This is a genomic window from Thermococcus piezophilus (assembly GCF_001647085.1).
Lineage (GTDB): Archaea > Methanobacteriota_B > Thermococci > Thermococcales > Thermococcaceae > Thermococcus > Thermococcus piezophilus.
On record NZ_CP015520.1, the window covers coordinates 518,444 to 543,828 of the forward strand.

27 protein-coding genes are annotated in these 25,385 nt (G+C 51.5%); 21 read left to right on the forward strand and 6 right to left on the reverse strand.

Translation table 11 applies throughout. From position 1 onward, the window contains the following. Window positions 1-140: 140 nt before the first annotated feature. On the reverse strand, window positions 141-1,415 hold the full coding sequence (locus tag A7C91_RS02890; protein WP_199920094.1) for an ATP-binding protein: 1,275 nt from the start codon (window positions 1,413-1,415) through the stop codon (window positions 141-143). A 177-nt stretch (window positions 1,416-1,592) separates the two neighbouring features. Continuing rightward, entirely contained in the window at window positions 1,593-2,588 is a 996-nt protein-coding gene (locus tag A7C91_RS02895) for a sugar phosphate nucleotidyltransferase (protein ID WP_068664749.1), read from the reverse strand. 86 nt (window positions 2,589-2,674) lie between these two features. Between A7C91_RS02895 and A7C91_RS02900 the strand changes: the two genes are divergently transcribed. Next, a complete protein-coding gene (locus tag A7C91_RS02900) occupies window positions 2,675-3,628 on the forward strand; it encodes an NAD-dependent epimerase/dehydratase family protein (RefSeq protein ID WP_068664751.1) in 954 nt (317 codons plus the stop codon). A 1-nt stretch (window position 3,629) separates the two neighbouring features. On the opposite strand, the gene A7C91_RS02905 is transcribed toward A7C91_RS02900, so the two are convergent. Both A7C91_RS02905 and A7C91_RS02910 read right to left on the reverse strand, forming a co-directional pair. Beyond that, window positions 3,630-3,869, reverse strand: coding sequence for a DUF8044 family membrane protein (locus A7C91_RS02905; RefSeq protein ID WP_068664753.1), 240 nt, complete (start codon window positions 3,867-3,869; stop codon window positions 3,630-3,632). Further along, entirely contained in the window at window positions 3,860-4,579 is a 720-nt protein-coding gene (locus A7C91_RS02910; protein ID WP_068664755.1) for a DUF7982 domain-containing protein, read from the reverse strand. The genes A7C91_RS02905 and A7C91_RS02910 overlap by 10 nt, the downstream gene beginning before the upstream one ends. A 51-nt stretch (window positions 4,580-4,630) precedes the next feature. Here A7C91_RS02910 and A7C91_RS02915 point away from each other — a divergent pair, with 51 nt between their 5' ends. From A7C91_RS02915 to A7C91_RS02975, 14 genes are all read left to right on the forward strand, one after another. Then, complete coding sequence (locus A7C91_RS02915) at window positions 4,631-6,379, forward strand: Ig-like domain-containing protein (protein ID WP_234394446.1); 1,749 nt, start codon at window positions 4,631-4,633, stop codon at window positions 6,377-6,379. Beyond that, complete coding sequence (locus A7C91_RS02920; RefSeq protein ID WP_068664759.1) at window positions 6,372-7,370, forward strand: DUF4350 domain-containing protein; 999 nt, start codon at window positions 6,372-6,374, stop codon at window positions 7,368-7,370. Before A7C91_RS02915 ends, A7C91_RS02920 begins: the two co-directional genes overlap by 8 nt. Window position 7,371: 1 nt before the next feature. Further along, a complete protein-coding gene (locus tag A7C91_RS02925) occupies window positions 7,372-8,292 on the forward strand; it encodes an AAA family ATPase (protein WP_068664761.1) in 921 nt (306 codons plus the stop codon). After that, a complete protein-coding gene (locus A7C91_RS02930; RefSeq protein ID WP_234394447.1) occupies window positions 8,289-9,188 on the forward strand; it encodes a DUF58 domain-containing protein in 900 nt (299 codons plus the stop codon). The genes A7C91_RS02925 and A7C91_RS02930 overlap by 4 nt, the downstream gene beginning before the upstream one ends. 50 nt (window positions 9,189-9,238) lie before the next feature. Then, window positions 9,239-9,571 carry a hypothetical protein gene (locus A7C91_RS11565; RefSeq protein WP_234394448.1) on the forward strand — a complete coding sequence of 111 codons (333 nt, stop codon included), beginning with the start codon at window positions 9,239-9,241 and terminating at the stop codon, window positions 9,569-9,571. Next, complete coding sequence (locus A7C91_RS02935; protein WP_068664763.1) at window positions 9,568-10,122, forward strand: hypothetical protein; 555 nt, start codon at window positions 9,568-9,570, stop codon at window positions 10,120-10,122. The genes A7C91_RS11565 and A7C91_RS02935 overlap by 4 nt, the downstream gene beginning before the upstream one ends. 111 nt (window positions 10,123-10,233) lie before the next feature. Continuing rightward, the gene (locus A7C91_RS02940) at window positions 10,234-11,223 is read left to right on the forward strand and encodes a DUF1616 domain-containing protein (protein WP_068664765.1); all 990 of its coding nucleotides are present in this window, start codon (window positions 10,234-10,236) and stop codon (window positions 11,221-11,223) included. Between the two features lie 84 nt (window positions 11,224-11,307). Then, on the forward strand, window positions 11,308-11,904 hold the full coding sequence (locus A7C91_RS02945) for a TasA family protein (RefSeq protein WP_068664767.1): 597 nt from the start codon (window positions 11,308-11,310) through the stop codon (window positions 11,902-11,904). Window positions 11,905-12,631: 727 nt separating this feature from the next. Then, window positions 12,632-13,108, forward strand: a complete 477-nt coding sequence (locus A7C91_RS02950) for a hypothetical protein (protein WP_068664769.1) — start codon at window positions 12,632-12,634, stop codon at window positions 13,106-13,108. Between the two features lie 25 nt (window positions 13,109-13,133). After that, the gene (locus A7C91_RS02955) at window positions 13,134-13,973 is read left to right on the forward strand and encodes an ArnT family glycosyltransferase (protein ID WP_068664770.1); all 840 of its coding nucleotides are present in this window, start codon (window positions 13,134-13,136) and stop codon (window positions 13,971-13,973) included. Window positions 13,974-13,982: 9 nt separating this feature from the next. Further along, complete coding sequence (locus A7C91_RS02960; RefSeq protein ID WP_068664772.1) at window positions 13,983-15,221, forward strand: glycosyltransferase family protein; 1,239 nt, start codon at window positions 13,983-13,985, stop codon at window positions 15,219-15,221. Between the two features lie 59 nt (window positions 15,222-15,280). Beyond that, window positions 15,281-16,087: a 2-phosphoglycolate phosphatase gene (locus tag A7C91_RS02965; RefSeq protein WP_068664774.1), complete on the forward strand. Its 807-nt coding sequence runs from the start codon at window positions 15,281-15,283 to the stop codon at window positions 16,085-16,087. Further along, window positions 16,084-16,518, forward strand: coding sequence for a ferritin family protein (locus A7C91_RS02970; protein WP_068664776.1), 435 nt, complete (start codon window positions 16,084-16,086; stop codon window positions 16,516-16,518). The genes A7C91_RS02965 and A7C91_RS02970 overlap by 4 nt, the downstream gene beginning before the upstream one ends. Before the next feature lie 190 nt (window positions 16,519-16,708). Further along, window positions 16,709-19,441 (forward strand): adenosylcobalamin-dependent ribonucleoside-diphosphate reductase, encoded by a 2,733-nt coding sequence (locus tag A7C91_RS02975; protein ID WP_068664778.1) that lies wholly within the window; start codon window positions 16,709-16,711, stop codon window positions 19,439-19,441. Window positions 19,442-19,453: 12 nt separating this feature from the next. Here A7C91_RS02975 and A7C91_RS02980 read toward each other — a convergent pair whose 3' ends face one another. Then, a complete protein-coding gene (locus tag A7C91_RS02980) occupies window positions 19,454-19,846 on the reverse strand; it encodes a hypothetical protein (protein ID WP_068664780.1) in 393 nt (130 codons plus the stop codon). Then, window positions 19,843-20,709, reverse strand: coding sequence for a hypothetical protein (locus tag A7C91_RS02985; RefSeq protein WP_068664782.1), 867 nt, complete (start codon window positions 20,707-20,709; stop codon window positions 19,843-19,845). The genes A7C91_RS02980 and A7C91_RS02985 overlap by 4 nt, the downstream gene beginning before the upstream one ends. A 461-nt stretch (window positions 20,710-21,170) precedes the next feature. Here A7C91_RS02985 and A7C91_RS02990 point away from each other — a divergent pair, with 461 nt between their 5' ends. The 6 genes from A7C91_RS02990 (at window position 21,171) to thpR (ending at window position 25,385) form a co-directional block, all read left to right on the forward strand. Next, window positions 21,171-21,635 (forward strand): phosphoribosyltransferase, encoded by a 465-nt coding sequence (locus tag A7C91_RS02990; protein WP_068664784.1) that lies wholly within the window; start codon window positions 21,171-21,173, stop codon window positions 21,633-21,635. Between the two features lie 661 nt (window positions 21,636-22,296). Next, complete coding sequence (locus A7C91_RS02995; protein WP_199920096.1) at window positions 22,297-22,716, forward strand: C1 family peptidase; 420 nt, start codon at window positions 22,297-22,299, stop codon at window positions 22,714-22,716. A gap of 63 nt (window positions 22,717-22,779) precedes the next feature. Beyond that, window positions 22,780-23,304: a hypothetical protein gene (locus A7C91_RS03000; protein WP_199920097.1), complete on the forward strand. Its 525-nt coding sequence runs from the start codon at window positions 22,780-22,782 to the stop codon at window positions 23,302-23,304. Window positions 23,305-23,310: 6 nt separating this feature from the next. Next, window positions 23,311-24,000, forward strand: coding sequence for a PEGA domain-containing protein (locus A7C91_RS03005; protein WP_068664790.1), 690 nt, complete (start codon window positions 23,311-23,313; stop codon window positions 23,998-24,000). A gap of 32 nt (window positions 24,001-24,032) precedes the next feature. Continuing rightward, a complete protein-coding gene (locus A7C91_RS03010; protein ID WP_068664792.1) occupies window positions 24,033-24,692 on the forward strand; it encodes a hypothetical protein in 660 nt (219 codons plus the stop codon). Between the two features lie 138 nt (window positions 24,693-24,830). After that, window positions 24,831-25,385 carry an RNA 2',3'-cyclic phosphodiesterase gene (gene thpR, locus A7C91_RS03015; protein ID WP_068664794.1) on the forward strand — a complete coding sequence of 185 codons (555 nt, stop codon included), beginning with the start codon at window positions 24,831-24,833 and terminating at the stop codon, window positions 25,383-25,385.

Consider the following 25,385-nt stretch of genomic DNA (forward strand, 5'->3'; position numbering starts at 1 on the left):
TGAAGCGAAAGCTTCACCCCAGGCAGATCTAACCCGAACAGTGATTCCGTGATCCGAGAGGGTTATGGGCCACTATTACGCAGGGAAAGGTCTGTCAAGAGTGAAACTTCACTCCAGACTCGTCTGTATGACGCTCCTCACTATTCTACCGCTCCGTTTCTAAACGGTGTGGCCATTGCCAGCATCTCATTTAAATCTTCCAAATCATACACCATACCCCCTATCCTTTCTTTACTCCCAATCCTCTTCGCAACGAGCACTAAATGAATCCTCCGCTTATCCCCCACAGCTTCGGCTTTTTTGGACAGCAATTTGAGCTCCTTTTTGGCCTCGCCAAAGCTCAGCTCCTCCCACTTCACCTCAAAAAACGCAATGTCTTCCCTTCCGAGGGCGACCACATCAATCTCAAAGGAATCCTTACCCTTCTCCTTGCCTTTGAACTTCCCCCAGAGCTTGCCCGTTCTGATGACCCCAAAAGGCACAAGTTTTGGAACAAGCAGCTCCACCAGACTCTCAAACTTACGGCCAACGTAAGCGTTGAAATCGTTTTTATCAAAGCTCAGCTCGCTCCTCTCGAGCTTGGAATAATTCCGCCACAGAAACCTGAACCAGAAGTCAACCAGGTTTTGGGTTATGTAATACCTGTTTCTCCCCCGCTCAAAGACATCTTTCCGCTTTGTGACTAGTTCATACTCCCTCTCAAGGGCTACGAGATACTTGGTGAGGCTCGTGCTATTGACGGACAGATAAGAGGAAATCTCCCCTAGCATGTTCTTGCCCTCGCTTATCGCTTGGAGGATGCTGAAGTAAGTCCTGTACTCCTTACCTAGCTCCTCCTTGAGCATCATGAGGACTTCAGGAAACATTGGATAAAGCTCCTCAAAGAACATCATACGGATGAAGTCCTCAACCGGCATACTGAATCTCTCAAGCGTCTCGTAGTACTTGGGCAAGCCGCCAAAGACTGCCCACATCACAACGGCGTCCTCGATGCTGTAACCCAAATCGCGCATTATTTCCGTCACTGTCCAAAAACCCAGCTCCCGGAGTTTTATAATGTAATCAAACCTACCATAAAGCGGGTCTTGATAGTCTTCAACAAGCTTCTTGCTCATACTAATGAGTGAACCCGTAACGACGAGCTTTGCATCGCGGTACTTGTCGAGGAGCCTTTGGAGATCATAAAGAAAGGAGGGATTTACCTTGAGGGCATTCTGGAGTTCATCAATGAATATCGTCTCCCCTTCCCTCATTAAGAACTCAACGATTTCCTTCATAGAGTTGAGCGTTGGAATGTATCTCCTCTCGCGAATTTCTTCGCTCCAACCTCGGCATATTAAGGCCTCGTTCTTTTCGGCCGGGATGAAGAGCGTTATAGGGTTGAGAGTCTCCTCGACCAATCTAGTCTTTCCCACTCTGCACCGTCCGATTATGGCAATCTCTTGCCCCTTCTGAGGAGTTCAATCTCCCGCTCACGGTCATAAAACTTCATTTTTTATACCCCATAGGTATTATACCTTGACAGGTATAAAAAGTTGCAGATGCTCTAGTGGGGAATGGCCGTTCAAAGATGCAAAAAATATGTAGAGATCTTACTCACCCCTCTGTATCTTTGCATGCCCTCCAACGAGGCTCTTCCTGAGCTCGAGGTTCCTTATCTCGCACTTCTCATCGATGATGGAGCGCCATATCGTCGAGTTCCTGATAATGGTCTTCCTGAATATTATCGAGTCGCTGATGTCGGAGTTCTCTATGACGCACTCCTCGCCTATGTAGGCGTAGGGCCCTATTATCGACCTGCCGAGTATTTTGGCGCCCTTCTTTATGACCACCGGCGGGATTATCTTGGCGTAGGGGCTTATTTGAATCTCCTCAACGTAGCTCTCCCTGAGGAGAGTCTTGAGGGCCTCCAGGTAGCTGTCCGCACTTCCTATGTCGTACCAGTACTCGGAGAAGCGGTAGGCCCTGATGTCCTCACCGTTCTCCAGGAGCCACTGGATGAAGTAGCCCGGTGAATCCCTGTTTCCGTCGGAGAGGTACTCGTCGATTTTCTCCATCACCCTTCTCGGGAAGACGTAAACGCCCGTGCTGACAAGGGTCGACTTCGGCTCGGCCGGCTTCTCCTGGAAGGAGATGACCCTGTCGCCTTCAAGAACGACCACACCGTAGCGCTTGGCCAGCTCCAGGTCGCCGACGTCGTAGACCGCTATGAGGGTTCTCCCGTCGTAGGCCCCGAGGAAGTCGGCCAAACTGAAGGAGAACAGGTTGTCGCCGGCTATGACGAGGTAGTCATCTGAACCGAGCTCCTCCACAGCCTTTTTCATGGCTCCTATCGTTCCGAGCTTCTCCTCCTCGTGGAGGGTGTCCTCTACGATGAGGTTCAGACCCTTCCTCTCGGCGTAGGGGCGGAAGTGCATCTCAAAGAACCTGTTGGTCGATATGTAGGCTTCGAAGCCAAGTCCCTCGACTTTCTCCAGGATGTAGTCGAGTATCACCTTGTTCCCAACAGGGAGTAAAGCTTTAGGATTATCTTTGGTTATGGGCCAGAGCCTCGTCGCGTAGCCGCCGGCCATTATTAGAACCTTCATGGCACTCACCGTTTGAACGTACTTCAACCGCATAGTTATCCTAAACATATTTAAATAATTTTGCTTCATCATTGGTGGTGGTATGAATGAAGGTTCTAGTCACGGGCGGTGCAGGGTTCATAGGCTCTCACCTCGTGGACAGGCTTATGGAGCTCTGGCAAGAGGTCAGGGTTCTTGACGATTTAAGTGCCGGGAGCTTGGACAACATTGGGCGCTGGCTGAACCACGAGAGGTTCGAGTTCATCAAAGGGGATATGAGGAAAATGGAAATCGTGGAGAAGGCCGTTGAAGACGTAGAGGTCGTTTTCCATCTCGCCGCTAATCCGGAGGTTAGAATCGGCTCCCAGAGTCCTGAGCTGCTCTACGAGACCAACGTCGTTATAACCTACAACCTTCTTGAAGCGATGAGAAAAACCGGGGTCAAATACTTGGTTTTCACCTCGTCATCGACGGTCTACGGCGACGCTGAGGTTATCCCCACTCCCGAGGACTATGCTCCACTCGAGCCGATAAGCGTCTACGGGGGAGCGAAGCTCGCGGCTGAAGCCCTGATAAGCGGCTACGCCCACACCTTCGACTTCAGAGCTCTCGTCTTCAGGCTGGCCAACATAATAGGCGAGCGCTCCAACCACGGCGTCATCTACGACTTCATCAACAAGCTCAGGAAGAACCCCGATGAGATGGAAATCCTGGGCGACGGAACCCAGAGGAAGAGCTACCTCCACATGAGCGACACCGTTGATGGGATGCTCCACATCTTCGAGCACTTCAGGAAGGAAGGCAAAACCTACGACGCTTACAACCTCGGAAACAACGACTGGATAACCGTCAGGGAAATCGCCGAGATGGTCAGCGAGGAGATGGGGCTGAATCCAGCCTTCAGGTTCATAGGTGGAGTCGACGGCGGCCGCGGCTGGAAGGGCGACGTCAAGTTCATGCGCCTGAGCATAGAGAAAGCGAAGAAAACCGGCTGGGAGCCGAGGCTGAACAGCTACGAGGCCGTGAGGAGAACGGTTAGGGAGCTTCTCTCAACCATCTAACTCATTTTATCACTTCATACACTTTTCTCGCCACTATGAAGGCAAAGGTGAGAAGGAGCAGATAGGCAGAGAGCTTCAGAGAGCTTTTGACGTCCCTCGGCAGATAAAACTCACCTATCTCAAGGGTTATCAATATCCCAATAAGGGCTATGGTCAAGAATATCTCCACCGACGGGCTCACGAGTGCGGCCGTGATTATCCACAGCGCAAGGAACAGGACGACGTTTTCCCTCATAGCCATCTCTCGATCCCACCGAGCCGCTTAAGGGTTACCTTGATGTAGTCCTTCACGTTCTCAACGGATTCTATCCTCATGAGTTCTTCCATCCCGGCGGCGATTCCGAGGAGAACGGCCGAGGCAACGGGGTCAGCGTAGACAGGGCCGTCGCAGAGGGGCTTCACGAAGACCTCTATCGTCCCGTCCTCACTCTCAAAGGCCTCCGCTGAACCGAGGCCCAGGGCGCTTAAGCCGGAGGAGACAGCCGAGGAGGCGTATCCGAGGCCCGTTCCGGAGAATCCGCCGACGTTCTCCTCGATGTAGTTCACAAGCGCCCATCCAGCAGGAGGACTTATCAGAACGCCGCTCTCCTCCTCGGTGCCCGTAACAAAGACGGTTCCCTCGTCGAACTTTCCAAGGCTAAGTGAGACAGTCCTGGACTTGGGGAAAAAGATGCCGCCTTTGGGGAGGTTCTCGTAGGGCGGTATGATTAGGGGCTTCCCCCTGAGCTCGAGGTCATTTCTTAGCTTTTCAACGAACTCACAGGAAGGCTCGCACGTTAGGAAAAGGGCTTCCCTGTCAACGTGGCCCCGGGAAGGCATGGCCGCTATTACCAGACCGAGAATTATCGCTCCTATCCCCAGGTTGACCAGAGATGTTCTTCCAGATACGCCCCCGTGGTACCATAGGACGATTCCAGCCGCTAAAAGGATACTTCCTAAAATCCTCCCCATTCTAACACCGGAATGAATAAACTTAAAAGGTTTTTATGCCTTATGGATGTGATGGCGATGAGGAGAGAGTTGCTTTTAATAATAACCCTAATTCTAATCGTCGGCTCCGTTCCACTCGCCTCCGGGAAGGCCGTTGAAGAGCCGACCCAAAGGGATGTTTTTCTCTATGAGTACTTCTCCAAGATTATCCTCCGCTTTGAAGACTCCCTGGAGTATGCCCTGGTTAACGAGAGCTACGGCCTAACGCTCGCCAACACCACCCTAAACGAGCTGGAGCTCATCCACCTGGAGGCGCTGTACTACAGAGAGAAAGGGGTTAACTCCACGGTGATGAAAGTCATCCCGCCGTTCTACGAGTTCTCCCGGGAGCTGGTGGTTCTGAACGAGCTCATGCTTGAGTTCCGCAAAAATCCGACACCCGCGGTTACAGCCGGGATCCGGGGCACAGTCCTCAACATGGAGTCCCTCCTGGATGAGATAGACTCTCTGGGACTGATGAACGGGACCAAAATCCTGAAGTTCAACACGGAGAAGGTCAGAAAGTACCTCGGCGAGATAGATAAAATTGTCTCCAGGACTCCCTCCAGCGGGAAGTTCGAGATAGGGATCTCGGATTCAGAGCCGATGCTCTACCAGTCAGTCACGATCTTCGGCTCCTGTCCGGGCAACGAGACCGTCACCGTGATCATCACAAAAGGGAACTTCACATCCTTCCTCATAGTCACCCCCCAGAACGGGCTCTTTGCCACCATGTACCAGTTCAGGGAGCTCGGGACTTACGCGGTGTACGCCACCCAAGGAGGGCTCAGGTCGAACACCATCAACGTGACGGTGAGGAAGATACCCTCCGTCTTTCTGGTCGAAAACGTCTACAGCGCCTTTCTGAACCAGAGCCTCACCGTCTCCGGAAAGCTCGTTGACTACTACGGCAACCCCCTGGGGGAAAGGGAGATAACGGTTGGAGACGAAACGCTCGTCACCGGATCCGATGGAGGCTTCGCAAAGAGCTATCACTCCTCAGAGGCCGTAACGTTCCAGGTGCCGCTGGAATTCGCCGGCGACGGAACCCACACCGGAACCTCAAAGATAGTCACGGTTGAGTTCAGGCGCTTCCCGGTTGCGATAACCCTCAACGGGCCAGAGAGAATAACCCTCGGGGAAAAAGCCGCGTTCACAGGAAGGGTGAAGCCGAACATGACCTTCCCCCTCATCGTCTATGTCAACGACACCCCTCAGTTCAACATTACGGCCGAGAATGGAACCTTCTCCTTCGCCCTGGAGCCGCAGAGTCCCGGTCGGCTGAAGGTCTACGTGGCCTTCGCCGGTAGCGAGGTGTACGAGGGAGCCACCTCCAATGTGGTCCTCCTCACCGTCGTCCCGCCGGAGAACACACTGCCGAGGTACATCGCAATCGTTGTCCTGGCGATGCTCCTCGCGGCTGGCATCCTAACCAGGAGAAAGAAAGACCAAACAACACCTCAAGCATCCCAGAAGACGGTCTTCAAGTACGCGGTAGGGGGGAATGAAACGTCCGGAGAGTTCCTTGAAATCCCCGAAGACATTGGTGAGGCTTATAAGCTCCTCAGAGAAAGGTTGAGGAAGATGTTCGGAATAAGCGAGAGCCTGACTCCGAGGGAAGTCCTGAGGATTCTCCGCGACTGGGAGCTGTATCCAGACCTTGAGGCCGTAACAAAGCTCCACGAGAAAGCCGTTTACGGGGAAATCCCCCTGGGTGGAAAGGAGCTAACCGAGTTCAGGGCGAGCATCGAGAGGCTGCTTCGGGGTGAGAGAAGTGAATAAAACCATAAAGTACCTCGTTCTTATCCTACTAATCTTCACCCTCATCACCATGCCGCTGACGGTACCCCTGTTCAAGAGCTCCACCCAGTACAGTATGTTCAACACAAACTGGGACGGGATTTCAAACTTCGTCAAGCTTGCCTACGGAGAGGGGAAACGGGTCGCTCCCATCTTCGAATCCTTCGACATGGCCAGCATCAGCGAGAATAGCGGTGTTCTAGTCATAGTCGGCCCCAACATGGCCTTCACTGATGCCGAGATAGAGCAGATTAAGACCTTCCTGGAGCGTGGAAATACCCTCTTCATAGCCGACGACTTCGGCACGGGCAACGAGATACTAAGGGCCCTCAACTTGTCAGTGAGCATATCCAACTATCCTCTCCGCGACTTCTTCTACGAGAAGGATGATAGGATCATAGTCTCCGTTAGGATAGAGAACCCCCTTCTGGCAAGAAACGTCACGAGAATAGTCACAAATGAGCCCTCAGCAGTTTTCGTGACGGGAGGCAGTGAGGTCTACGCAAGCAAGGTGGCTATGATAAAATTCCAGAGGAGGCAGTACCCGCTCATGACTGAAGTCGAATACGGGAATGGAAGGGTCGTAATCCTGGCAGACCCGGATATACTGATAAACCAGCTCTACGGCGAGAACGAGCCTTTCCTAAGGAACCTCATCGAGTACCTCGGAGGAGATACCTTCTACATAGACGAGGCCCATCACCCGGACTTCAACCTGTATACCGCTGGAACAGTCACGATAAAGAGGCTGCTGCCCAAGGACATTGTAATCAGGCTGATACTCGTCATCGGTATTCTAATACTCCTCAAGGAGCTGGGCATCTTCAGAGCGGTGGGAAGGCTGCTCTGGAAGCCTGTCTCGCGCTTCTTCAGAAGGAAGGAAAGCCCCGAAGAGCTCGCCCTGGCTCTGGCAAGGGAGCGGGGCTGGGATGAAAAAGAGATAATTGAGATGCTCGAAAGGATGGGTGGTTGATATGATACTCAAGAAGATTAAGGCCGAGATTGGAAAGGCAATAGTCGGAATGGACGATGTGATCGAGCTGATGACAATAGCCATTATATCCAACGGGCACGTGCTCCTGGAAGGAGTCCCGGGAATAGCGAAAACGACCCTGAGCAAGAACTTCGCACAGACCATTGGACTGAAGTTCTCGAGGATACAGATGACGCCAGACATACTCCCGGCAGACATAATCGGCCACACCTTTTACGACATGCGAACCGGGGAGTTCAAGATAAGAAAGGGCCCCATCTTTGCCAACGTCGTTCTCGTCGATGAGATAAACCGTGCCTCTCCAAAGACACAGTCAGCTCTCCTCGAGGCGATGGAGGAGCGACAGGTCACCATAGAGGGCCTCCCCCTCAAGCTCCCGGAGCCGTTCATAGTCCTCGCGACAATGAACCCTGTGGAAATGGAGGGCGTCTACGAGCTCCCTACCGCGCAGATTGACAGGTTTATGATGAAGATAGACCTCACTTACCTCCCCGAGGAGAGCGAGAAGGCAATGCTCAGGATGAAGAGCCTAGGGCAGTTCTCGGAAGCAAACCAGGTCGTCCTCGGGAGCGAGCTGGCCAGGGCCAGAAGAGAGGCCATGAGAGTCCACGTGAGTGAGGCAGCAATCGACTATATATACGCCATCGTCAAGGAGACGAGGCTCGACGAGAGGGTGATCCTTGGAGCCTCGCCGAGGGCTGGCGAGCATCTCCTCTACACCGCCAAGGTTAAGGCCTACCTAGAAGGGAGGAGCTACGTCATCCCGGATGACGTTAAATGGCTGGCTATTCCAGTCATCTCCCACAGGATCATCGTCAAGCCTGAGTACGAGGTGGACGGCATCGACGGAAAGACCATTGTAAGGGAAGTCCTCGAAAGGGTAGAGGTGCCAATGGAATGAAAAGGGCAGAAGTCTTGCTCTCCCTCGCGGCAGTCCTTTCGGCCGCCGCCTACCTGATGGGCAACCCAGCGGCGGCGCTGATGGCGGTCGGGATAATGGCCCACTACGCCCTGGCAAGGTTAAGCTTTGAGCCCAGTGTAAGGATCGAGAGAACCGTTCCGGAGAGAGGAACCGAGAGGGAGCCTGTAAAGGCCAGGATCAAAGTCGAGAATCTCTCCGGGGTTACGGGCGTACTGAGGATAAGGGAAACATCGAAGAGCGTCTTCGCTAGAGAACTCAGGACCTTCCTGAATCCCGGCGATAAGAAATATCTCGAGCAGACGATAGTTCCCCAGGCTAAGGGCAGGATAGTGATCAAAGCAGAGGCGACTTTCGAGGATGAGCGCGGGCTCTTTAAGAAGGACTTCCCTGTGATAGAACACGGAGAGATGACTATCTTCCCATCACCCAGAAGCATAAAAGAGGCCATGAGGGAGAGGCGCCAAGTCGAGGCCTTGGCCGAGGTCGAGAGGGCCCTTGGAATCGGGGCAGAGACCCTTGACTTCGAGGAGCTCAGGGAGTTCCTTCCAGGGGATGATATAACCAAAATCGACTGGAAGGCCACCTCAAGGCTCAACACGCTTATAGTCAGAGTCTTCAGGAGGGAAAGCCTCGCTGATGTTTACCTGCTCGTCAACGTCGACCGCAAGTTCCGCAGGGAGCTAAAGTCTGGCAAGATAGACTACCTCGTCCTTATCATAGCACAGCTTTCCGCCTACTTCAGGAGATTCGGCCACAGCGTGAAGGTTGTAGCCTATGACGAGGCGGGCATTGTCAGGGTAATAGAGCACGCAAGTGACCCGCTGACACTCGTCTCCGAGCTCGACTCAGGGGCGAGAAAGGTTTACCCCCGCTGAAGCCATCCGGCCTGTCGTCCCCATCGACGATAGGAAGACTGGTACTGAAGATGAAGCGCGGCTCCAGCGCCTCAGGTCCCCTCAAAGCGGCAATGGAAGTCAAGAGCGGGGCGTACGTGATAATGGTCGATGACCTCGGCCTCCACCCGAGGGAGATAATCAAAGCAGCGAGGATGCTCGAGAGAAAAGGCTCAAAGGCCGTCCTCCTGTATCTAAACCCGGTATTCTTCGTCAGCAAAGAGGGGCTGACCGAGAGAGAGCTGGAGACCCTCTACCGTGGCTACCGCGAGAGGAAGGAGGTCATGAGGAAAGTCAGGGGCTGGATAAAGGTCATTGAAGTCGGCCCCCGAGACGTGCTTCCAAGGGTGGTGGGTAGGCTGTGATAGGGCTGATAGCGAACATCCTAACTGGAATAGTGCTCAAAAACTACGTCTTCCTCCTGATCATGCTGGCTTATCTGCTGAGGTTAAAGAGCAGGAATGCCTCACTGGCCGCTTTCTACCTCTATGTCCTCTCCATAGCGGTATCACTTCCCAGTACTTCCATCTACACATGGGAAGGACTCAAGCTTGCCGTGTTTGTGGCCCTCTCCACGATCCTCGCGCTCGACGACGTTCTCAGAGGAATCAGGGTCGAAGGGGAAGAGCTTATCCTCTCAGCGGTTCTAATAGTCTCGGCCGTGACGGACTACACATTCCTGATAGTCCTCATAGCAGTAGTTCTCTACTCATCCTACAGGCACTTCGGGAAAGCGACTGCATACCTCGCCGGCTGGCTGGGACTTTCAGCGGCGGTGATGTACCTAACAAGGGACAGCCTCACCGACCCCGTGGCTCAGGCCTTCGTCATCATCGGCCTGGGACTGCTCTTCATCCTCTTCGCCGAGCGGAAGGATGTTGAGTTCCTCGAGGTGAAGCTGTTTGAGGGGGAGTGAATGTCCAGCCCGACGTGCTCAAGGACGGCTGCACAGGTACTCCCAATCTATTCTATGTTCCGGAGGAAAAGGGTTTTAAACCGGGCGAAGACGCCCAAAGGGGGGAAGTGAATGAAGCTCAAGAACTACTGGGACCTGCTCACAATCATCGCCCTGTCGTTGATCCTCGACCTTCTGATTTTCTACGCACCGGACAGCCTTCTTAGAAAAGCCCTTGGATTAGCCTTTGTACTCTTCTTCCCGGGCTACGTCTTCATAACTGCCCTCTTTCCCAACAGGAAGGAGCTCGACAACCTCGAAAGGCTCGCCCTCAGCTTTGGCCTCAGCATAGCCATTGTTCCACTCATAGGCCTCGGCCTCAACTACACCCCCTGGGGTATAAGGCTCATCCCAATACTCGTCAGCCTGACGATTTTCAACATTGCTTTTTCAATCATCGCCATCTACCGCAGAGCAAAGGCCTTCGAGCCGTGGATTCCATGGATAACGCTCGAGGACGTGAAGAAAGAACTTGAATGGGAGGAGTCGAGCAAGCTCGACAAGGCCCTCACGGTGATCCTGATAATCGCCATCATAACATCCATTGGAACGCTGGGCTACGTCATAACCCACCCGAAGCCCGGCGAGGCCTTCACAGAGTTCTACATTCTCGGGCCAGAGGGCAAGGCCGCCGATTACCCAACCGAACTGAGGGTAGGCCAGGAAGGTAGGGTTATAATAGGCATAGTGAACCACGAGCACAGGAACGTAACATACTATGTCCAGATATGGCTCGTCAACCTGACGTGGGACAGCACGACCAACACGACGATAATATACGAGATGTACCCCATGCCGGGCTGGTTCAATGTCACCCTGCCAGACGTTCCCGTCAACATCGAGGGCAACTGGACGCCCCAGTTCGAGACCAACTACACCTTCAGCATAGACAGGCCGGGCCAGTGGCAGGTCTGGTTCCTCCTCTTCAAGGACGAACCGCCAGAGCTTCCGCCGGCACCGCCGGACGGGAACTACGCCGAAACCGATGCTAGAAACCTCATCCTTGAGGCGATAAACGGCACGGTGCAGAGCCTCAAGCTCAACGTGAAGGTAATCCCCTGAGTCTCACTTCTTACTATTTTGAGAGAAAACTTTATAAGTCCATCTCACGTAATCACTAGTTGAATACTATCGCTGGTGGTGGAAATGAGACGTAGAGAAGTTGTGCTGAGTGCGGTCCTTCTGCTGCTGGCTGCGCTCGCGGGGCTCTCCAGCTCCCTATTCACGGACATAGCCCTCTCTGAGAACAACGAGATATCCTCTGGGGAGTTCGACATAGGCATAAGCAAGGGCGGGGAAAGATTCTATAATGACCTCAAGCTCTTCGACTTCTCGAATTTAAAGCCGGGCGACGAGAAAACCGTAACCTTTTACGTGAAAAACCGCGGGGACCTCGAGGTTTCGAGGATTACTATGACCATTTACGTTAACGACCTGGAGGACGGTGCCCTCTCCCCCGCCGAGAAGGAAGTCGACAACACCACAGAGAGAGGCGAACTGAGCGGCTACCTCGTGATAACGGGCCTCTCGGTACAGCACGGAGGCACAACCACCGACCTGACGGAGGTGGCGGGCAGAACACTGAGGGAACTTGACGGGAAGGAGATAGAGCTCTTCAAAGGCTCCCTGGAAGAGGGCGAGGTGCTAAAGGTCGTTATGAAGGTAAAGTTCTCACCAGAAGCGGGTAACGAGTGCCAGACCGACAAAGTGGAGGTAAACATGAAAATAAACGCCGAGCAGTGAGCTTTTAAACTCCTCAACATTTAATTACCAGCATAACAAAGCTCAAACTAGAAACATGGAATAAATAACTGCTAAAATCTAAATCACTCCGGCTACGTACCTATTATCCTAAAAACAACGCCGAAAACTAAAGGTTCAATAAGGCTATCCCGTTTCGAGAATCGTGATTTTATCCCCCGGGCTAAATCCGTTGGTATCCTGGGAAGTCAATTTCGCAACGTCGATTACAGTGTTGTCATTCTCTTCTCATTTCCCCACAAGGTATTTGGTGTTCTGGTATTTGAGAAACAGATTCGGGTACACCTCTTCAACGAAGTCATTCCAATGGAAACGATATTGTTCTCACCTGGTGGGATCAAGGATATTGGGTTACCTACTACTCATGGAGAGCCCCAGTCACCCAAGGAGTTCCAAACGAGTTCGTGGCTAAGTACTACTTGGGTATGATCACCAAGGAGGAGCTTATGAGTCTGGGTGTGGATTACGTCATTGTGTCATATGACACCATCCTAAAATTCCCATCTGTCTTAAATACCGCCGAAGTTCCTGTTAAGGACTACCCCATGATACCCATCCCCTGGTAGCAAAACAGGGGGATGTATTCATATTCTCTGTGGATTCATATTCAATAGCTGCACGTCCTATTAATGGAGGCTAGGAGATATTTGTAAACGTTGCCGGAACCGTATTTTCTCCCGAGAGGGCCTTTATTGAAGTGGGGAGTGATGTGAACGAAGTCAACATCACTGGAACAACCAAAGCGAATGCATACGTTTATATAAACCTGAATTACGGATATGCCGTTCTAATGAACGATAACTCATTCCAGACAACATTGGCAAAACTCATGTTTACCAATGAGTACCCACATTATACCCTCATCTATTCCGATGGTGGATATATTAAGATCTTTAAATTCAACCATCCAAATGTCCATGTCATCAAAAATGACAGCGACATAACATTAAAATTCATCAATGCCACGGGGACAGATTTAATCCTGGAGGGCTTCCTAGATAATGGCACCCTCGTTTTTGAGAAAAGGTACGATGTGGACGGCGTGGAGTACTTCAAGCTTCCATCAGAGCTTAACGGAAGTGTTGTAATAAGGTATTCATACCTCAAAGATGGTACTGTGCTTGACAGAGGAATTTTTAGGATAAACGAGACGACAACTACCTCGTACCCCCTAAAAAGATCCTGATCTCATCCCAGAAAGGTGTACTCCCTTGAATCAGTCAGAAGGAACAAGAGTCCGTCCAAACATCAAAGTACCTGATAGATATACAGGCATACTTATCCTCGTCACTGTGGGGCTCATAATTGTGATGGCATACAAATTGTTCCTGCAGGATACTCCTCCCCTCATATGGGACGCAGCGACACACTTCACGGACAGTGTGAGATACTACTTCGCCATCGTACAGTTCAACCTCCCGTATATCAATAGGTACTGGCCCCCGCTGGGGTCCTTGTTTCCTCTACCGGCATATGCCATCTTTGGAGTCTCCCCACAGATAGGAACATTCGCAGAGAACGGTCTGTCGATAGTTATACTCGTTTTTGCACTCTACAAGCTGTCAAAGTACTTCGGAAAAATCGCGGCAGTTGCTTCCACGTTCATCGTTCTCACAGCCCCGATTATCCTCGATCAGTCCATAACCTTCATGATAGACATCCTCCTCACTGCAACCGTAATGATGACCTGGTATCTCCTGATGGAATCGAAGGGGCTCTCCAGAAGGAAGTACACAGTCCTGGAGGCCGTGTTTTTTGGGCTCGGCCTCCTCGCCAAGTGGACGTTTGTGTTATTTGTGCTGGTAGTCTTACTCTACGAACTAGCAATCGCCTTTGGTTTAGAGGCAAAGGGGCATATGGTAAAGCTGAAGCACAACATGAAAGCCGTAGAAAACCTCGCTCTCTTCGAGATTGTGGCCACCTTCGTAGCGGGATGGTGGTACATACCCAATCTCAAGATACTGCTGAACTTGGTTCTGTACAACAGCAGTGTTTCTGGCGCCATAGAAGGGGACCCACCAGTATTCACAGTGCAGTCCACCCTCTACTAAACGTACACGATGATAAACTTTTACCTGAATCCGATACTGTTCGCCTTGTTCGTGGACATAGTACTGCTGCTCCGCAGGGCCAAGAACATTTCCGTGTACATAAAGCTAGTCCTCATCCAAATCCTGCTCGCATACATGATCTTCACCCTGACACGCAATAAAGACCCAAGATTCCTAATGCCGGTCATACCTTTCATTGGCCTCGTGATGGGCTCCGGCGTGGAGCTGGCAACAAGAATAGAAAATGAAGCAAAGATAGCTTCCGCTCTCATGGTCTGCATAGTGCTTGGAGGAGCACTCAATGTGGCTACTTTCTTGAGGGTGATACCCCAAACAGAGATCTACAAAAATCCCGACCTTATACCCATCTCAGGCGGCAGCCTGTATCTGTCAGGGAACTACTGGTCGTTTAATCTGGACACGACGGAGGAAGAATGGGAAATTAACAGAATACTCTCCACAGTAGAAGAACTAGGAGGAGACAACGGCATCTTGTATATACTCTCGAATAACCCCATTATAGTGTATCCACTGAAATACAGAGCGCTAATCAACGGAAGTGACCTAAAAGTCGTTAAACCCAATACCAGCCAGCTCATTCCCCTCGTGTTCTCCGCGGACTACGTTCTGTACACCACCAGCGAATACTACTCAGCACGCTGGAAGGTCAAGTACTCTACCTTGGCCAGAAAGCTATTCATAACGTACAACAACATCACTGGAGTCTTCGTTCCCATTGAGAAGTTTGAATTCCCTGATGGAACCATAGGCATTCTCTACAGGCACGAAAAAGATGAGACACTTTTCTCCAACATATCCAAGGAGAACGTCAGGGTAATGTGCAAAAAAGAAAACGTAACCTTCGAGGGCAAGATTCAGCTTACGGTCATCTGTGTGTACTGGATTGAAGGGATTAGCCTTATAGAGTACCGCTGGAAAGTCCTCAAGGGAATAGGGACAGACTATACAATATTCGTCCACTTAACCGATGAGAATGGAAACACACTCTTCCAAATGGACCATAAGCCCTGCAACGGCCTGTGCCCCACATCAAAATGGAAGCCGGGGAACCATCGTGGAAGCATACTACTTCCCTCCCCAGGATGCTATCGGATTAGACTGGGATTCTGGGACCCCACAAACAGGGTCAGAGTGTCAGTAAAAGATAAAGATAAAAACGATGGGCACAACCGAGCTGTGGTTGGACAGCTGTGTTACAAAGCTACCACCATCATTGATCTAAGGTAGTGGTGCAAAGGAACGATGGGCTTTAAAACCCACCACCATTTTTTATCCCGGTGCTCATGATGATTGGTATAATATTTGACATGGACGGCGTGATGTATCGGGGCAAGAAGCCCATAGATGGAGCGCGGGAGGTAATAAACTTCCTGAAAGAAAACGGCATCCCCTTCGCCTTCCTCACCAACAACTCCACCAAGAACGCCCGAATGTACCGTGAGAAGCTCCTCGAGATGGAAATAGACGTTGAGAAAGAGCGAATCATCACCTCAGGCTACGCTACTGCCAGATACCTTGAGACCCACTTTGAGGAGGGGCCGATTTTCGTCATCGGTGGGAAAGGGCTCCAAGAGGAAATAAAGAAGATAGGCTGGCCGATGATAAGCCTCGAGGAAGCAAGGGAGGGGTGGAGGGAGATCAAATACGTTGTGGTCGGCCTTGACCCGGCCCTAACCTACGAGAAGCTCAAGTACGGAACGCTCGCCATAAGGAACGGGGCGCACTTCATCGGGACCAACCCCGACACAACTTACCCCACTGAGGAGGGCCTCTACCCTGGAGCTGGCTCGGTAATAGCGGCACTGAAAGCCTCAACCGAAAGGGAGCCCCTGATAATCGGCAAGCCCAACGAGCCTGCCTACAATGTAGTTATGGAGAAGCTTGGAGATGTGGACGAGGTCTGGATGGCCGGGGACAGGCTCGATACAGACATAGCCTTTGCCAAGAGATTCGGCATGAAAGCGGTGATGGTTTTAACCGGTGTCAGCACGCTGAAGGACGTCGAGAAGAGCGAGGTAAAACCCGACCTGATCATCCCGAGCGTGGAGGAGCTCCTCGAATACCTGAAAGTCAAAGTGGAGGCTTCCAAATGAACCTTGGGGAGCTGCTCGAAAAGCTCATCTGGCAGGAGAACGAGCTCTACAACCTGTACAAGCTCGGCGAAACGTTTGCCACCTACGAAAGGTCCGAGTTCGTTGAGACGTTCCGTCTTATAGCAGAGGAGGAACTGAGGCACAGGAAGACCCTCGAGGACATGCTCTCAGGGGGAACCCTTGAAGGAACGGCCGTGATAGACTACCTCGACTCCCTGAGCCTTGAACCCATGCTGAGCGACGAGAGGGCCGAGCCAGAAAGCCTTGAAGAGCTGATACTGGAAGCCCTCGTGAGAGAAAAGCACTCTTACGAGCTCTACACAAAGCTCTCTGAAATCCTGGACGGTTCCCTGAGTCAGATCTTCCGAATGATGGCCAGCGAGGAGCTCAAGCACGCCTACAGGCTCAGGCTGGTCTACGAGGGGCTTTGACGTTTGGATAATTTATCCGACATCATCCTTTTCTACTCCCTTACCCCAAAGGCAAATTTATAGCCCTAAATTCGTCACCCCTGCAAAGGCCACTGGGGTAAGATATATGTAGGGGTGACAGCCATAAAGCTGTGCTGATGCTTCTACTAATGGGAACAACAATAGACAACCGTATGTCAGGGGTGTTTATATGGCTGTTGAAAAAGTGATGAAAAGGGACGGCAGAATTGTCCCATTTGATAAGGAGCGTATAAAATGGGCTATCCAAAGGGCAATGCTCGAAGTCGGTATCCGTGACGAGAAGCTTCTCAACAGGGTCGTCAGAAGAGTCGTCAAAAGGGTGAACGAACTCTACGACGGGCAGGTGCCCCACATAGAGAACATCCAGGACATAGTCGAGCTTGAACTGATGAGAGTGGGTCTCTTCGACGTCGCCAAGGCCTACATACTCTACCGCAAGAAGAAGGCCGAGATCAGGGAGGAAAAGAAGAAGATCCTCAACAAGGACAAGCTAGACGAGATAGACAAGCGCTTCTCCATCAACGCCCTCCGCGTTTTGGCGAGTAGATACCTCATAAAGAACGAGAAAGGTGAGATAATAGAAAGCCCGAGGGAGCTCTTCGAGAGGGTCGCGATTCTGGCGGTCATCCCTGATCTGCTCTACGATGAGAGGGTCTTCAACAGGGAAGGAAACCACGAGCAGGACCTAAGTAAGGTCGAGAAATATATGGAGAAACTCGACGAGTATGATAGAAAACTCTCAATCGGCAGGTTCAAGCTCAACAAGTACCACTTCAAAAGGTTCCTCAACCTCTACCGCGAGCTCGCCCAGAAGGGCCAGATGAAGGTCTCCATCGACGAAGTCATCGGGATGCTCGAGAACGGGGCCTTTGACAAGTATGAGGACGAAATAGAGGAGTACTTCCACCTGATGACGAGCCAGACCTTCATGCCGAACACGCCGGCCCTCATAAACTCAGGAAGGCCGCTCGGGATGCTCTCAGCATGCTTCGTCGTCCCAATAGAGGACGACATGGAGAGCATAATGAAGGCAGCACATGACGTGGCTATGATACAGAAGATGGGCGGGGGTACAGGTTTGAATTTCTCAAAGCTCCGCCCGGAGGGTGATTTAGTCGGGACCACCACTGGAGCAGCCTCTGGTCCTGTCAGCTTTATGCATCTCATCGATGCCGTCAGCGACGTGATAAAGCAGGGTGGAGTGAGAAGGGGCGCGAACATGGGCATCCTCGAAGTCTGGCATCCCGACATAGAGAAGTTCATCCACGCCAAGGAGAAGAACATCGGAACGAACGTTCTGTCCAACTTCAACATCAGCGTCGGCATATGGGCCGATTTCTGGGAAGCTCTGAGAGAGGGCAAGCGCTATCCGCTCATCAACCCGAGGACTGGTGAGAAGGTCAAGGAGATAGACCCCAAGAGCCTCTTAGAGGAGTTAGCTTTCATGGCCTGGGCCAAGGCCGATCCGGGAGTCATATTTTTCGATGTCATCAACAAGAGAAACGTTCTGGAGCCAGCAAAGGGCGAAAAGATACGCGCGACCAACCCCTGCGGAGAAGAGCCCCTCTACGACTACGAATCCTGTAATTTAGCCAGCATAAACCTCGCCAAGTTCGTCAAGTATGACAAAGAAGGCACGCCCTACTTCGACTGGGACAAGTACGCCTACGTAATCCAAAAGGTCGCCAAGTACCTCGACAACGCAATCGACATCAACAAGTTCCCGCTCCCGGAGATAGACTACAACACCAAGCTGACGAGGAGGATAGGCGTCGGAATGATGGGCCTAGCCGATGCCCTCTTCAAGCTCGGCATAGCCTACAACAGCGAGGAAGGCTTTGCCTTCATGAGAAAGGCAAACGAGTACCTTACCTTCTACGCCTACAAGTACAGCGTTGAGGCCGCGAAAAAGCGCGGACCCTTCCCGCTCTACGAGAAGACGAGGTACAAGGATGGGGAGCTTCCGGTCGAGGGTTACTATCACAGGGAAATCTGGACACTTCCATGGGATGAGCTGGTTGAGGAAATCAAGAAGTACGGCGTCAGGAACGGAATGGTGACCACCTGCCCGCCCACCGGTTCGGTCAGCATGATAGCCGATACCTCCAGTGGCATAGAGCCCATCTTTGCCCTCGTCTACAAGAAGAGCGTAACCGTTGGCGAGTTCTACTATGTTGACCCTGTCTTCGAGGCCGAACTGAAGAAGCGCGGCCTCTGGAACGACGAGATACTGAGGAAGATAAGCGACAACTATGGAAGTGTCCAGGGCCTCGAGGAAATCCCAGAGGACATACAGCGCGTTTTCGTCACCTCGATGGACATCCACTGGCTCGACCACATACTGGCTCAGGCCAACATCCAGCTCTGGCTTACAGACAGCGCGAGCAAGACCATCAACATGCCAAACGATGCCACCGTTGAGGACGTCAAGGCCGCCTATCTGCTCGCTTACAAGCTCGGCTGTAAGGGTATAACCGTCTACCGCGACGGCTCGCTTAGCGTTCAGGTTTACAGCGTTGAAGGAGAGAAGAAGCAGCGCATCAAGAGCAAACCGAGCGCTTACGCTGTCGAGAAGCTCAAGACCGTCGTTGAGGCCGAGCCGTGGCTGGCTAAGTTCATCAACGTCGAGGGCATACTCAACGGCACCAACGGCAAGGAGAAGAAGGAAGCTCCCTCACTCAGCTTTTCCCTGAACGTTCCAAAGGCGGTTAAGCCAGAAACTCACGAGCACCCCCACCACAGGGAGCCGCCAGAGATCCCTGAAGAGAAGATAAAGGAGCTCTTGGGAGTCACTTACTGTCCCGTCTGCTATGAGAAGGACGGAAAGCTCGTCGAGCTCAAGATGGAGAGCGGCTGCGCCACCTGTCCTATCTGCAGCTGGAGCAAGTGTGTGATAAGCTGAAGCCCTTTTCTCTCAGATTTTATACCCCATTTCCCCGAGGCGTATTTTGTAAGTCGTATAGAGGAAGAAGACCGTCACAATGATAATTAAAGGCAGAGCATACCGAAAAGGCACCGGAAGGAAGGCCACCAGGGCCACGGAGAGTATGTAATATGCCATAGTCCTCTTGCTACGACGATACTTCTCGGCGATTTTCCTCTGTCTTGGATTCCGTATCAGGGCAAAGTATATTGCCAAGTAAAGGCCTGCTCCATAGATAAAATTTCGAACACCTTCCCAACTAAAACCCGGAAACCTTTCCGAAACTGGAGTTGCAATTACATAAATGACGAACACGACAGGTATAAAGAGATAAATAAAGAGAAATTCTGCCCAAAACTCACTCAGGACTTTCCTCATGCTCATTCATTGATCCCTCCAACGCTCAATGCACCCGGAGGCCAATAGTCAGGTAATTGTATTGTGGCTTTTATAGGATCAGTAGCCCCCATTCCATCTCTGACAATTCCAAAATACTCTACAGCTTCTTCCACAGCTTTATCCACTGCAAACTGAATAACGGTACCAACAATAGTACCTGCAATGGGATCTTTTAGTAAGAGTGCCGTTGCTCCTCCAGCAATAAGGCCTGCCGGTTTAGAGATGACGTCTGATAACCATTTATTCCCAAAGGTATGTATATAAGTCACATAGGTAGCAATAGCCCCACCTTTTCCTAGAAGATATTCCGCGTTTATATCGTACATGACCTGGATAAAGCCCCGTTTTATCTGATCCCCCACTTTAAAGCTCAAATGATGCTCAAGAACCCCACTCTGCCAGTCAAAGCTGGTATTGTCTGCAGTTTTTACAACATCATGATTACCAAATACACTACCCTGCTCCAGCTGGCCACCCCACACATCCACTGGCTCTACAAGAACATTTTCACTAGCCTTTCCAACTACAGTCGTTATTGATATGACATCCATGTCCCCACTGTCAGCCAGATCCTCAGTCAAATCCCATTCCCAGTAATAGTCAATAAACAAAGTGGCATATTGTTGCTGAATAGGAATAGTCAAAGTAAGGTCACTTTGTGAAACCCATGTGTCAGGATGAGGTAGGCCCTTACCAAATTTTTGAGACTCTACTGAAGAAATTCCCCTCGATACATGAATACTGAAAGTCTTTTTGATTTCTCCAAGTTTAACAATTCCATATTTCTCTAACAGCATATCTGCTTCCCTCGTCCGTTCTTGTGCTTTTAGCGTTACATATTCCTTCATAACTTGCTTTAAAATATCCCTTGTAATCTTTGGTCCCTATCCTTGCATACCCGATGCCTCAACGGGTATGGCACTAATACCAAACACTAGTAGTACTAATATCATGCTACCCAAGATCTGGTGTTTTATATAGACCACCCCCCAACATTTTCATTACATTTGTTGATGATCCAACATATAAGTTTTTCTTTTTTGTCAAAAGTAATTTCTTTTTTTAGTAGTGTTTCTTTCTAATCATGATTTATCTGAGACTTTGGGACAAAAGAAAGAGGAATAAGCTGATGAACAAATTAGCACAACTATCCATTAATTCAAAACATGTTCTCAGATATCACCAAAAATTGATTTTAACATCTTCCTGCTAACGGAGGTTTTTTAAGTCTACGGCTTTAACTTCTCCCCATCGGACGAAAGCCTTAAAGTAAGGGCCTTTCAAACCTGCGCTATTTGGAGGTGGTAGCATGGACAAGGTTTACTTAACCTGGTGGCAGATAGATAGGGCCGTCTTCGCGCTCGCCGAAGAGATGAGGAAGAAATTCATGCCTGACCTCATAGTCGGCGTCGCCAGGGGCGGCCTTATTCCAGCTGTAAGGCTCAGCCACATCCTCGGTGACGTTGACGTCAAGGTCATAGCCGTCAAGTTCTACAAGGATATAGAGGAGCACATGGAGAAACCCGTGGTGACCATACCGCTGCACGGCTCACTGGATGGAAAGAGGGTCGTCATAGTGGACGACGTCAGCGATACTGGGAAGACCCTCGAGGTGGTCATTGAGGAGGTCAAGAAGCTCGGCGCCAAGGAAGTAAAGGTCGCATGTTTGAGTATGAAGCCCTGGACAAAGATCGTTCCGGACTTCTACGTCTTCAGGACCGACAAGTGGATAGTCTTCCCCTGGGAAGAGTTCCCTGTTGTTGTGAGGGAGTGAGGTTTCTTTTTTTACTTTCCGCTAGAAAGTCAGATTCCATATCCAAAGAGTTTTAAGCTTTCACTTCCAAGAAATTCAAGGGGTGGTTCTAGTGAAAAAACTACACGCAATCCTAATTCTGGCCGTGCTTACTTTTTCGTTGTTTTTCGTCAACGCGGCGCCAAGAACCCCAGAGACCACAGGGAAAGGTTCCACGCCAGCACAGAAATACTCACCGGGAGCCCTGTACGTCTCTCCGTAGGAATACGCAAGAGTTACAGGATTCGAGCCCAAGCGGCTAACGCCGCAGAAGTACCGAGAGCTCATTGAGAACGCTCCAGGATATCCTGGAAGGACGGGCGCGCTGAAGGAGAACCTCAAGAACCTTGCGTATCCCGACGTCTTCTCACTGGACAGCCTGCCGGCGAAGGTCGTGAATGGCCTCTACCTGCCACCGATTAGAAGCCAGGGAGCAGTGGGTTCGTGCGTCGGCTGGGCTTCCACATATTATACATGGACTTATATGATAAACTGGTTCCGGAACAATCCTACGCCGTCCACGGACGGGGAGATAATGAATCCCACCTTCACCTACAACCTAATAAACTATGGAACCGACAGCGGCAGCTACATGCTGGACGCGATGAATCTAATCTCGACGATCGGAGCCGTTCCCCTGAACGTGTTTCCCCTATTCGTCCACGGGCCCTATGGAGACCCCGACAACTACGCCTGGCTATGGCCTAACGACACCCAATGGCGCAGTGCCCCCTACAACCGCGGGGTTGATGGAATGGCATCTCCTGTAGGATATCCTTGGGACATCTACATGCTCGATCTGATGAACAGTACACAGTTCACGTACCTGAAGGGACTGCTTGCCTACGGTTACGTTGCGTACACTGGAATCAACGTATACGACGAGTTCTACGGATTCAACTCCACCCACAACGTGTACGCCCTAAACCAGACCCGCGGGAACTACGAAGGCGGTCACGCCGTGACCATAGTGGGGTACGACGACACAATCCAGACCCCAGACGGTCAGGGAGCGCTCCTGCTCCTGAACTCGTGGGGCGAGAGCTGGGGCGACAACGGCTAATTCTGGCTCACCTACCATGCCGCCCAGGACCCCAACCACGAGATAAGTCAGGGCTATGCCTTCGTGATGGTACCAAAGTATCCCCAACCGTACCAGCCCAAGATTCTCGCGGGCTTCAAAATCAATCACCCACTCAGGGGAGAGATAATCGGCGGGGTGTGGAACCAGGAGTCCGGCGGAATAGAGATAGGAATTGGAAACCCCGACTCTCCCACGTGGAGCAGGCGGTACTTCAACTTCTACATGGGCTATCAATCCTCTCCTCAGGATCTGGCCAGCTACCAGGCCCACCCGTTTCCGAACACTACAATCTACCCGGACATCACCGACGCCATAGAAGTTGCCGCTCAAGTTGCGGACTCACCGGTGGTGCCAGTGTACATCAAGGGTAGGGACAAGTACCAGGACGGGATCACCGGAACCCTCGAGTATTTTGGAGCTAAAATATCCGAACTTAACATAAAAACATGGACCTACATCAATTCCCAAATTCCAGAGGGGAACGACATCGTAGCCTTGATAGACATTCCGCTGGCCGAGTACGTGTCTCCAACACCCTCCGATGGTGATATCCTGGCCCAGTCGTAGCTCTACGTGGGGGTAAAGAGCATCGTCGATGTGAACAACGCCGAGTTCGTACTCACAAATCTCGGAAAGGATAGGCCCATCCAATGGTACTCGGTCGGTCAGCCGCAGGCTATTGAGGGTACCGACTGGATTGTTACCGTCCTTGACATAAACATCATTGACCAGAGGGCCATTATCACAGTTAAAAACGCCGCCACGGGGGTTGAAAGCGACCCAATAACACTTGAAAAGAGCGTACCCGTCTATCTGTACCCAGTCAACGGCCCACTTCAGTACGGAACTGCCTATCCTGGTCGGGCTGACCTCGTGCTGACCCTGGTGGACACGTTCATAGGCATCAACAACAATCCCTACGCGACGATACAGGCCGTGACGGACAGAGAGACCGAGACGTACTGGATGTGGAGAGGGAAGAATAATTTCAAGATTAACGCAACAGGACTCGAACCAGGCAACTACACCTATCAGGTTCTCCTGAACCTGACCAATGGGAACGAAATAAGGCTGCCCGAGAGGAGGGTAACCCTCCTGGGAGAACCCGTAGCAACCCTCAAGATCCTCTCCAGGCCCTCGAACGCCAGCGTCTACATCGACGGGAACTACAGGGGAATGACCCCGTTAACCCTGGAAATTCCGTCGGGGAACCACCCATTGCACTCGCGAGAACGGGATACGAAACTTACACCACAGCAGTAACGCTTGGATTCCAGGAGAGCAGGGTGATCGACATGGTGCTAACCCCATCAGGTGACTACGCCCTCTTCCCCATCGGGGACTACCCCAGCTCGGTGGGGAACGCGAGCAGGTTGTTCTTCGTGTTCAACAACCTCGGAACTCCAGATGCCTTCTCAACGGCCCTTTACGTCTCACCGACCGTGGCGTCCGGAAACAGCGTTAGGAGAACCGCAAGATTAGCCAGCACCTTCGACCTGAACGAGGTGTCTCCAGGGGACACAGTGGTGTCGGTCGGTGGACCCCTCGTCAATCCAATAACCGCAAGATACGATAACGTTTCAATGGTTCACATGGAAATCTTTGGGGGAACCATAACGATAGTAACGCCCCAGGGCAACGTCACATGGACCGCTCCGAAACCGGGGTGGAACGTCACACCGGGATACTTCGTCATTCAGAGCTTTGCGGACAGAGCTCTCAATGCCACAGTGTTCACGATATACGGCACGGACGCCGATAGCACCGCTGCCGGAGCCTACTACTTCCTAACCACAATCTATCCAAACATCGACAGATATAGGGGTATTCACTACATTGTCAGTCTCTGGCAGGATACTGAACCGGGCGCTGACATTCCACTCCCCGGAGCCAGCCAGGGAGACACCAGCGGCTTTAGTGCGGGCGACAGTATAACAATAGTATTTATGAGATGATCAGCATTCTTTTCTTTTGTTTTGAGGTACCAACACGTCATCTTAAGCTTATGAAATTCTCCCAAGGTCTACCTATTGTTCCAATCACTCAGGAAAACTGATTTAACTTCCCAATTCTTTCTGGTATCAGGTGGTGTTATGAGGGCGTTCATAGCAATTGAAGTGAGTGACAATGTGAGGGACAACCTCCTGAAAGCTCAGGAAAGGATTGGAAATAAAGCGGCGAAGATAAAGTTCGTTGAGAGGGAGAACTTCCACGTCACGCTCAAGTTCCTCGGCGAGATCGACGAGGCAACCGCCGAAGAAGTGAAGAGGGCTTTGGCAGAAATAGCGAAGAAGCACAAGAAGCACCGCATTAGGGTAAAGGGCATTGGCCTCTTCCCCAACCCGAACTACGTTCGCGTCATCTGGGCGGGAATAGAGAACGATGAGGGCATAAAGGCGATAGCCCAGGACGTAGAGAAGGCCATGAGGAGGCTGGGCTTCAAGAAGGATAAGGACTTCGTCGCCCACATCACAATCGGTCGCGTCAAGTTCGTGAGGGACAAGCTGGAGCTGGCGATGGCGCTCAAAGATCTGGCAAACGAGGACTTCGGAGAGTTTGAGGTCGAGGCCATAGAGCTCAAGAAGAGCACGCTCACCCCCAAGGGCCCGATTTACGAGACCGTGGCGAGGTTTGAACTGGCGGAGTGA

Excerpts from the sequence above, each read along its gene's own strand:
- A7C91_RS02895 (WP_068664749.1), bottom strand. The coding sequence starts at position 2,588 with ATGAAGGTTCTAATAATGGCCGGCGGCTACGCGACGAGGCTCTGGCCC.
- A7C91_RS02900 (WP_068664751.1), top strand. The coding sequence starts at position 2,675 with ATGAAGGTTCTAGTCACGGGCGGTGCAGGGTTCATAGGCTCTCACCTC.
- A7C91_RS02905 (WP_068664753.1), bottom strand. The coding sequence starts at position 3,869 with ATGGCTATGAGGGAAAACGTCGTCCTGTTCCTTGCGCTGTGGATAATC.
- A7C91_RS02910 (WP_068664755.1), bottom strand. The coding sequence starts at position 4,579 with ATGGGGAGGATTTTAGGAAGTATCCTTTTAGCGGCTGGAATCGTCCTA.
- A7C91_RS02915 (WP_234394446.1), top strand. The coding sequence starts at position 4,631 with ATGGCGATGAGGAGAGAGTTGCTTTTAATAATAACCCTAATTCTAATC.
- A7C91_RS02925 (WP_068664761.1), top strand. The coding sequence starts at position 7,372 with ATGATACTCAAGAAGATTAAGGCCGAGATTGGAAAGGCAATAGTCGGA.
- A7C91_RS02930 (WP_234394447.1), top strand. The coding sequence starts at position 8,289 with ATGAAAAGGGCAGAAGTCTTGCTCTCCCTCGCGGCAGTCCTTTCGGCC.
- A7C91_RS11565 (WP_234394448.1), top strand. The coding sequence starts at position 9,239 with ATGAAGCGCGGCTCCAGCGCCTCAGGTCCCCTCAAAGCGGCAATGGAA.
- A7C91_RS02940 (WP_068664765.1), top strand. The coding sequence starts at position 10,234 with ATGAAGCTCAAGAACTACTGGGACCTGCTCACAATCATCGCCCTGTCG.
- A7C91_RS02945 (WP_068664767.1), top strand. The coding sequence starts at position 11,308 with ATGAGACGTAGAGAAGTTGTGCTGAGTGCGGTCCTTCTGCTGCTGGCT.
- A7C91_RS02960 (WP_068664772.1), top strand. The coding sequence starts at position 13,983 with ATGATAAACTTTTACCTGAATCCGATACTGTTCGCCTTGTTCGTGGAC.
- A7C91_RS02965 (WP_068664774.1), top strand. The coding sequence starts at position 15,281 with ATGATTGGTATAATATTTGACATGGACGGCGTGATGTATCGGGGCAAG.
- A7C91_RS02970 (WP_068664776.1), top strand. The coding sequence starts at position 16,084 with ATGAACCTTGGGGAGCTGCTCGAAAAGCTCATCTGGCAGGAGAACGAG.
- A7C91_RS02975 (WP_068664778.1), top strand. The coding sequence starts at position 16,709 with ATGGCTGTTGAAAAAGTGATGAAAAGGGACGGCAGAATTGTCCCATTT.
- A7C91_RS02980 (WP_068664780.1), bottom strand. The coding sequence starts at position 19,846 with ATGAGCATGAGGAAAGTCCTGAGTGAGTTTTGGGCAGAATTTCTCTTT.
- A7C91_RS02985 (WP_068664782.1), bottom strand. The coding sequence starts at position 20,709 with ATGAAGGAATATGTAACGCTAAAAGCACAAGAACGGACGAGGGAAGCA.
- A7C91_RS02990 (WP_068664784.1), top strand. The coding sequence starts at position 21,171 with ATGGACAAGGTTTACTTAACCTGGTGGCAGATAGATAGGGCCGTCTTC.
- A7C91_RS03010 (WP_068664792.1), top strand. The coding sequence starts at position 24,033 with ATGGTGCTAACCCCATCAGGTGACTACGCCCTCTTCCCCATCGGGGAC.
- thpR (WP_068664794.1), top strand. The coding sequence starts at position 24,831 with ATGAGGGCGTTCATAGCAATTGAAGTGAGTGACAATGTGAGGGACAAC.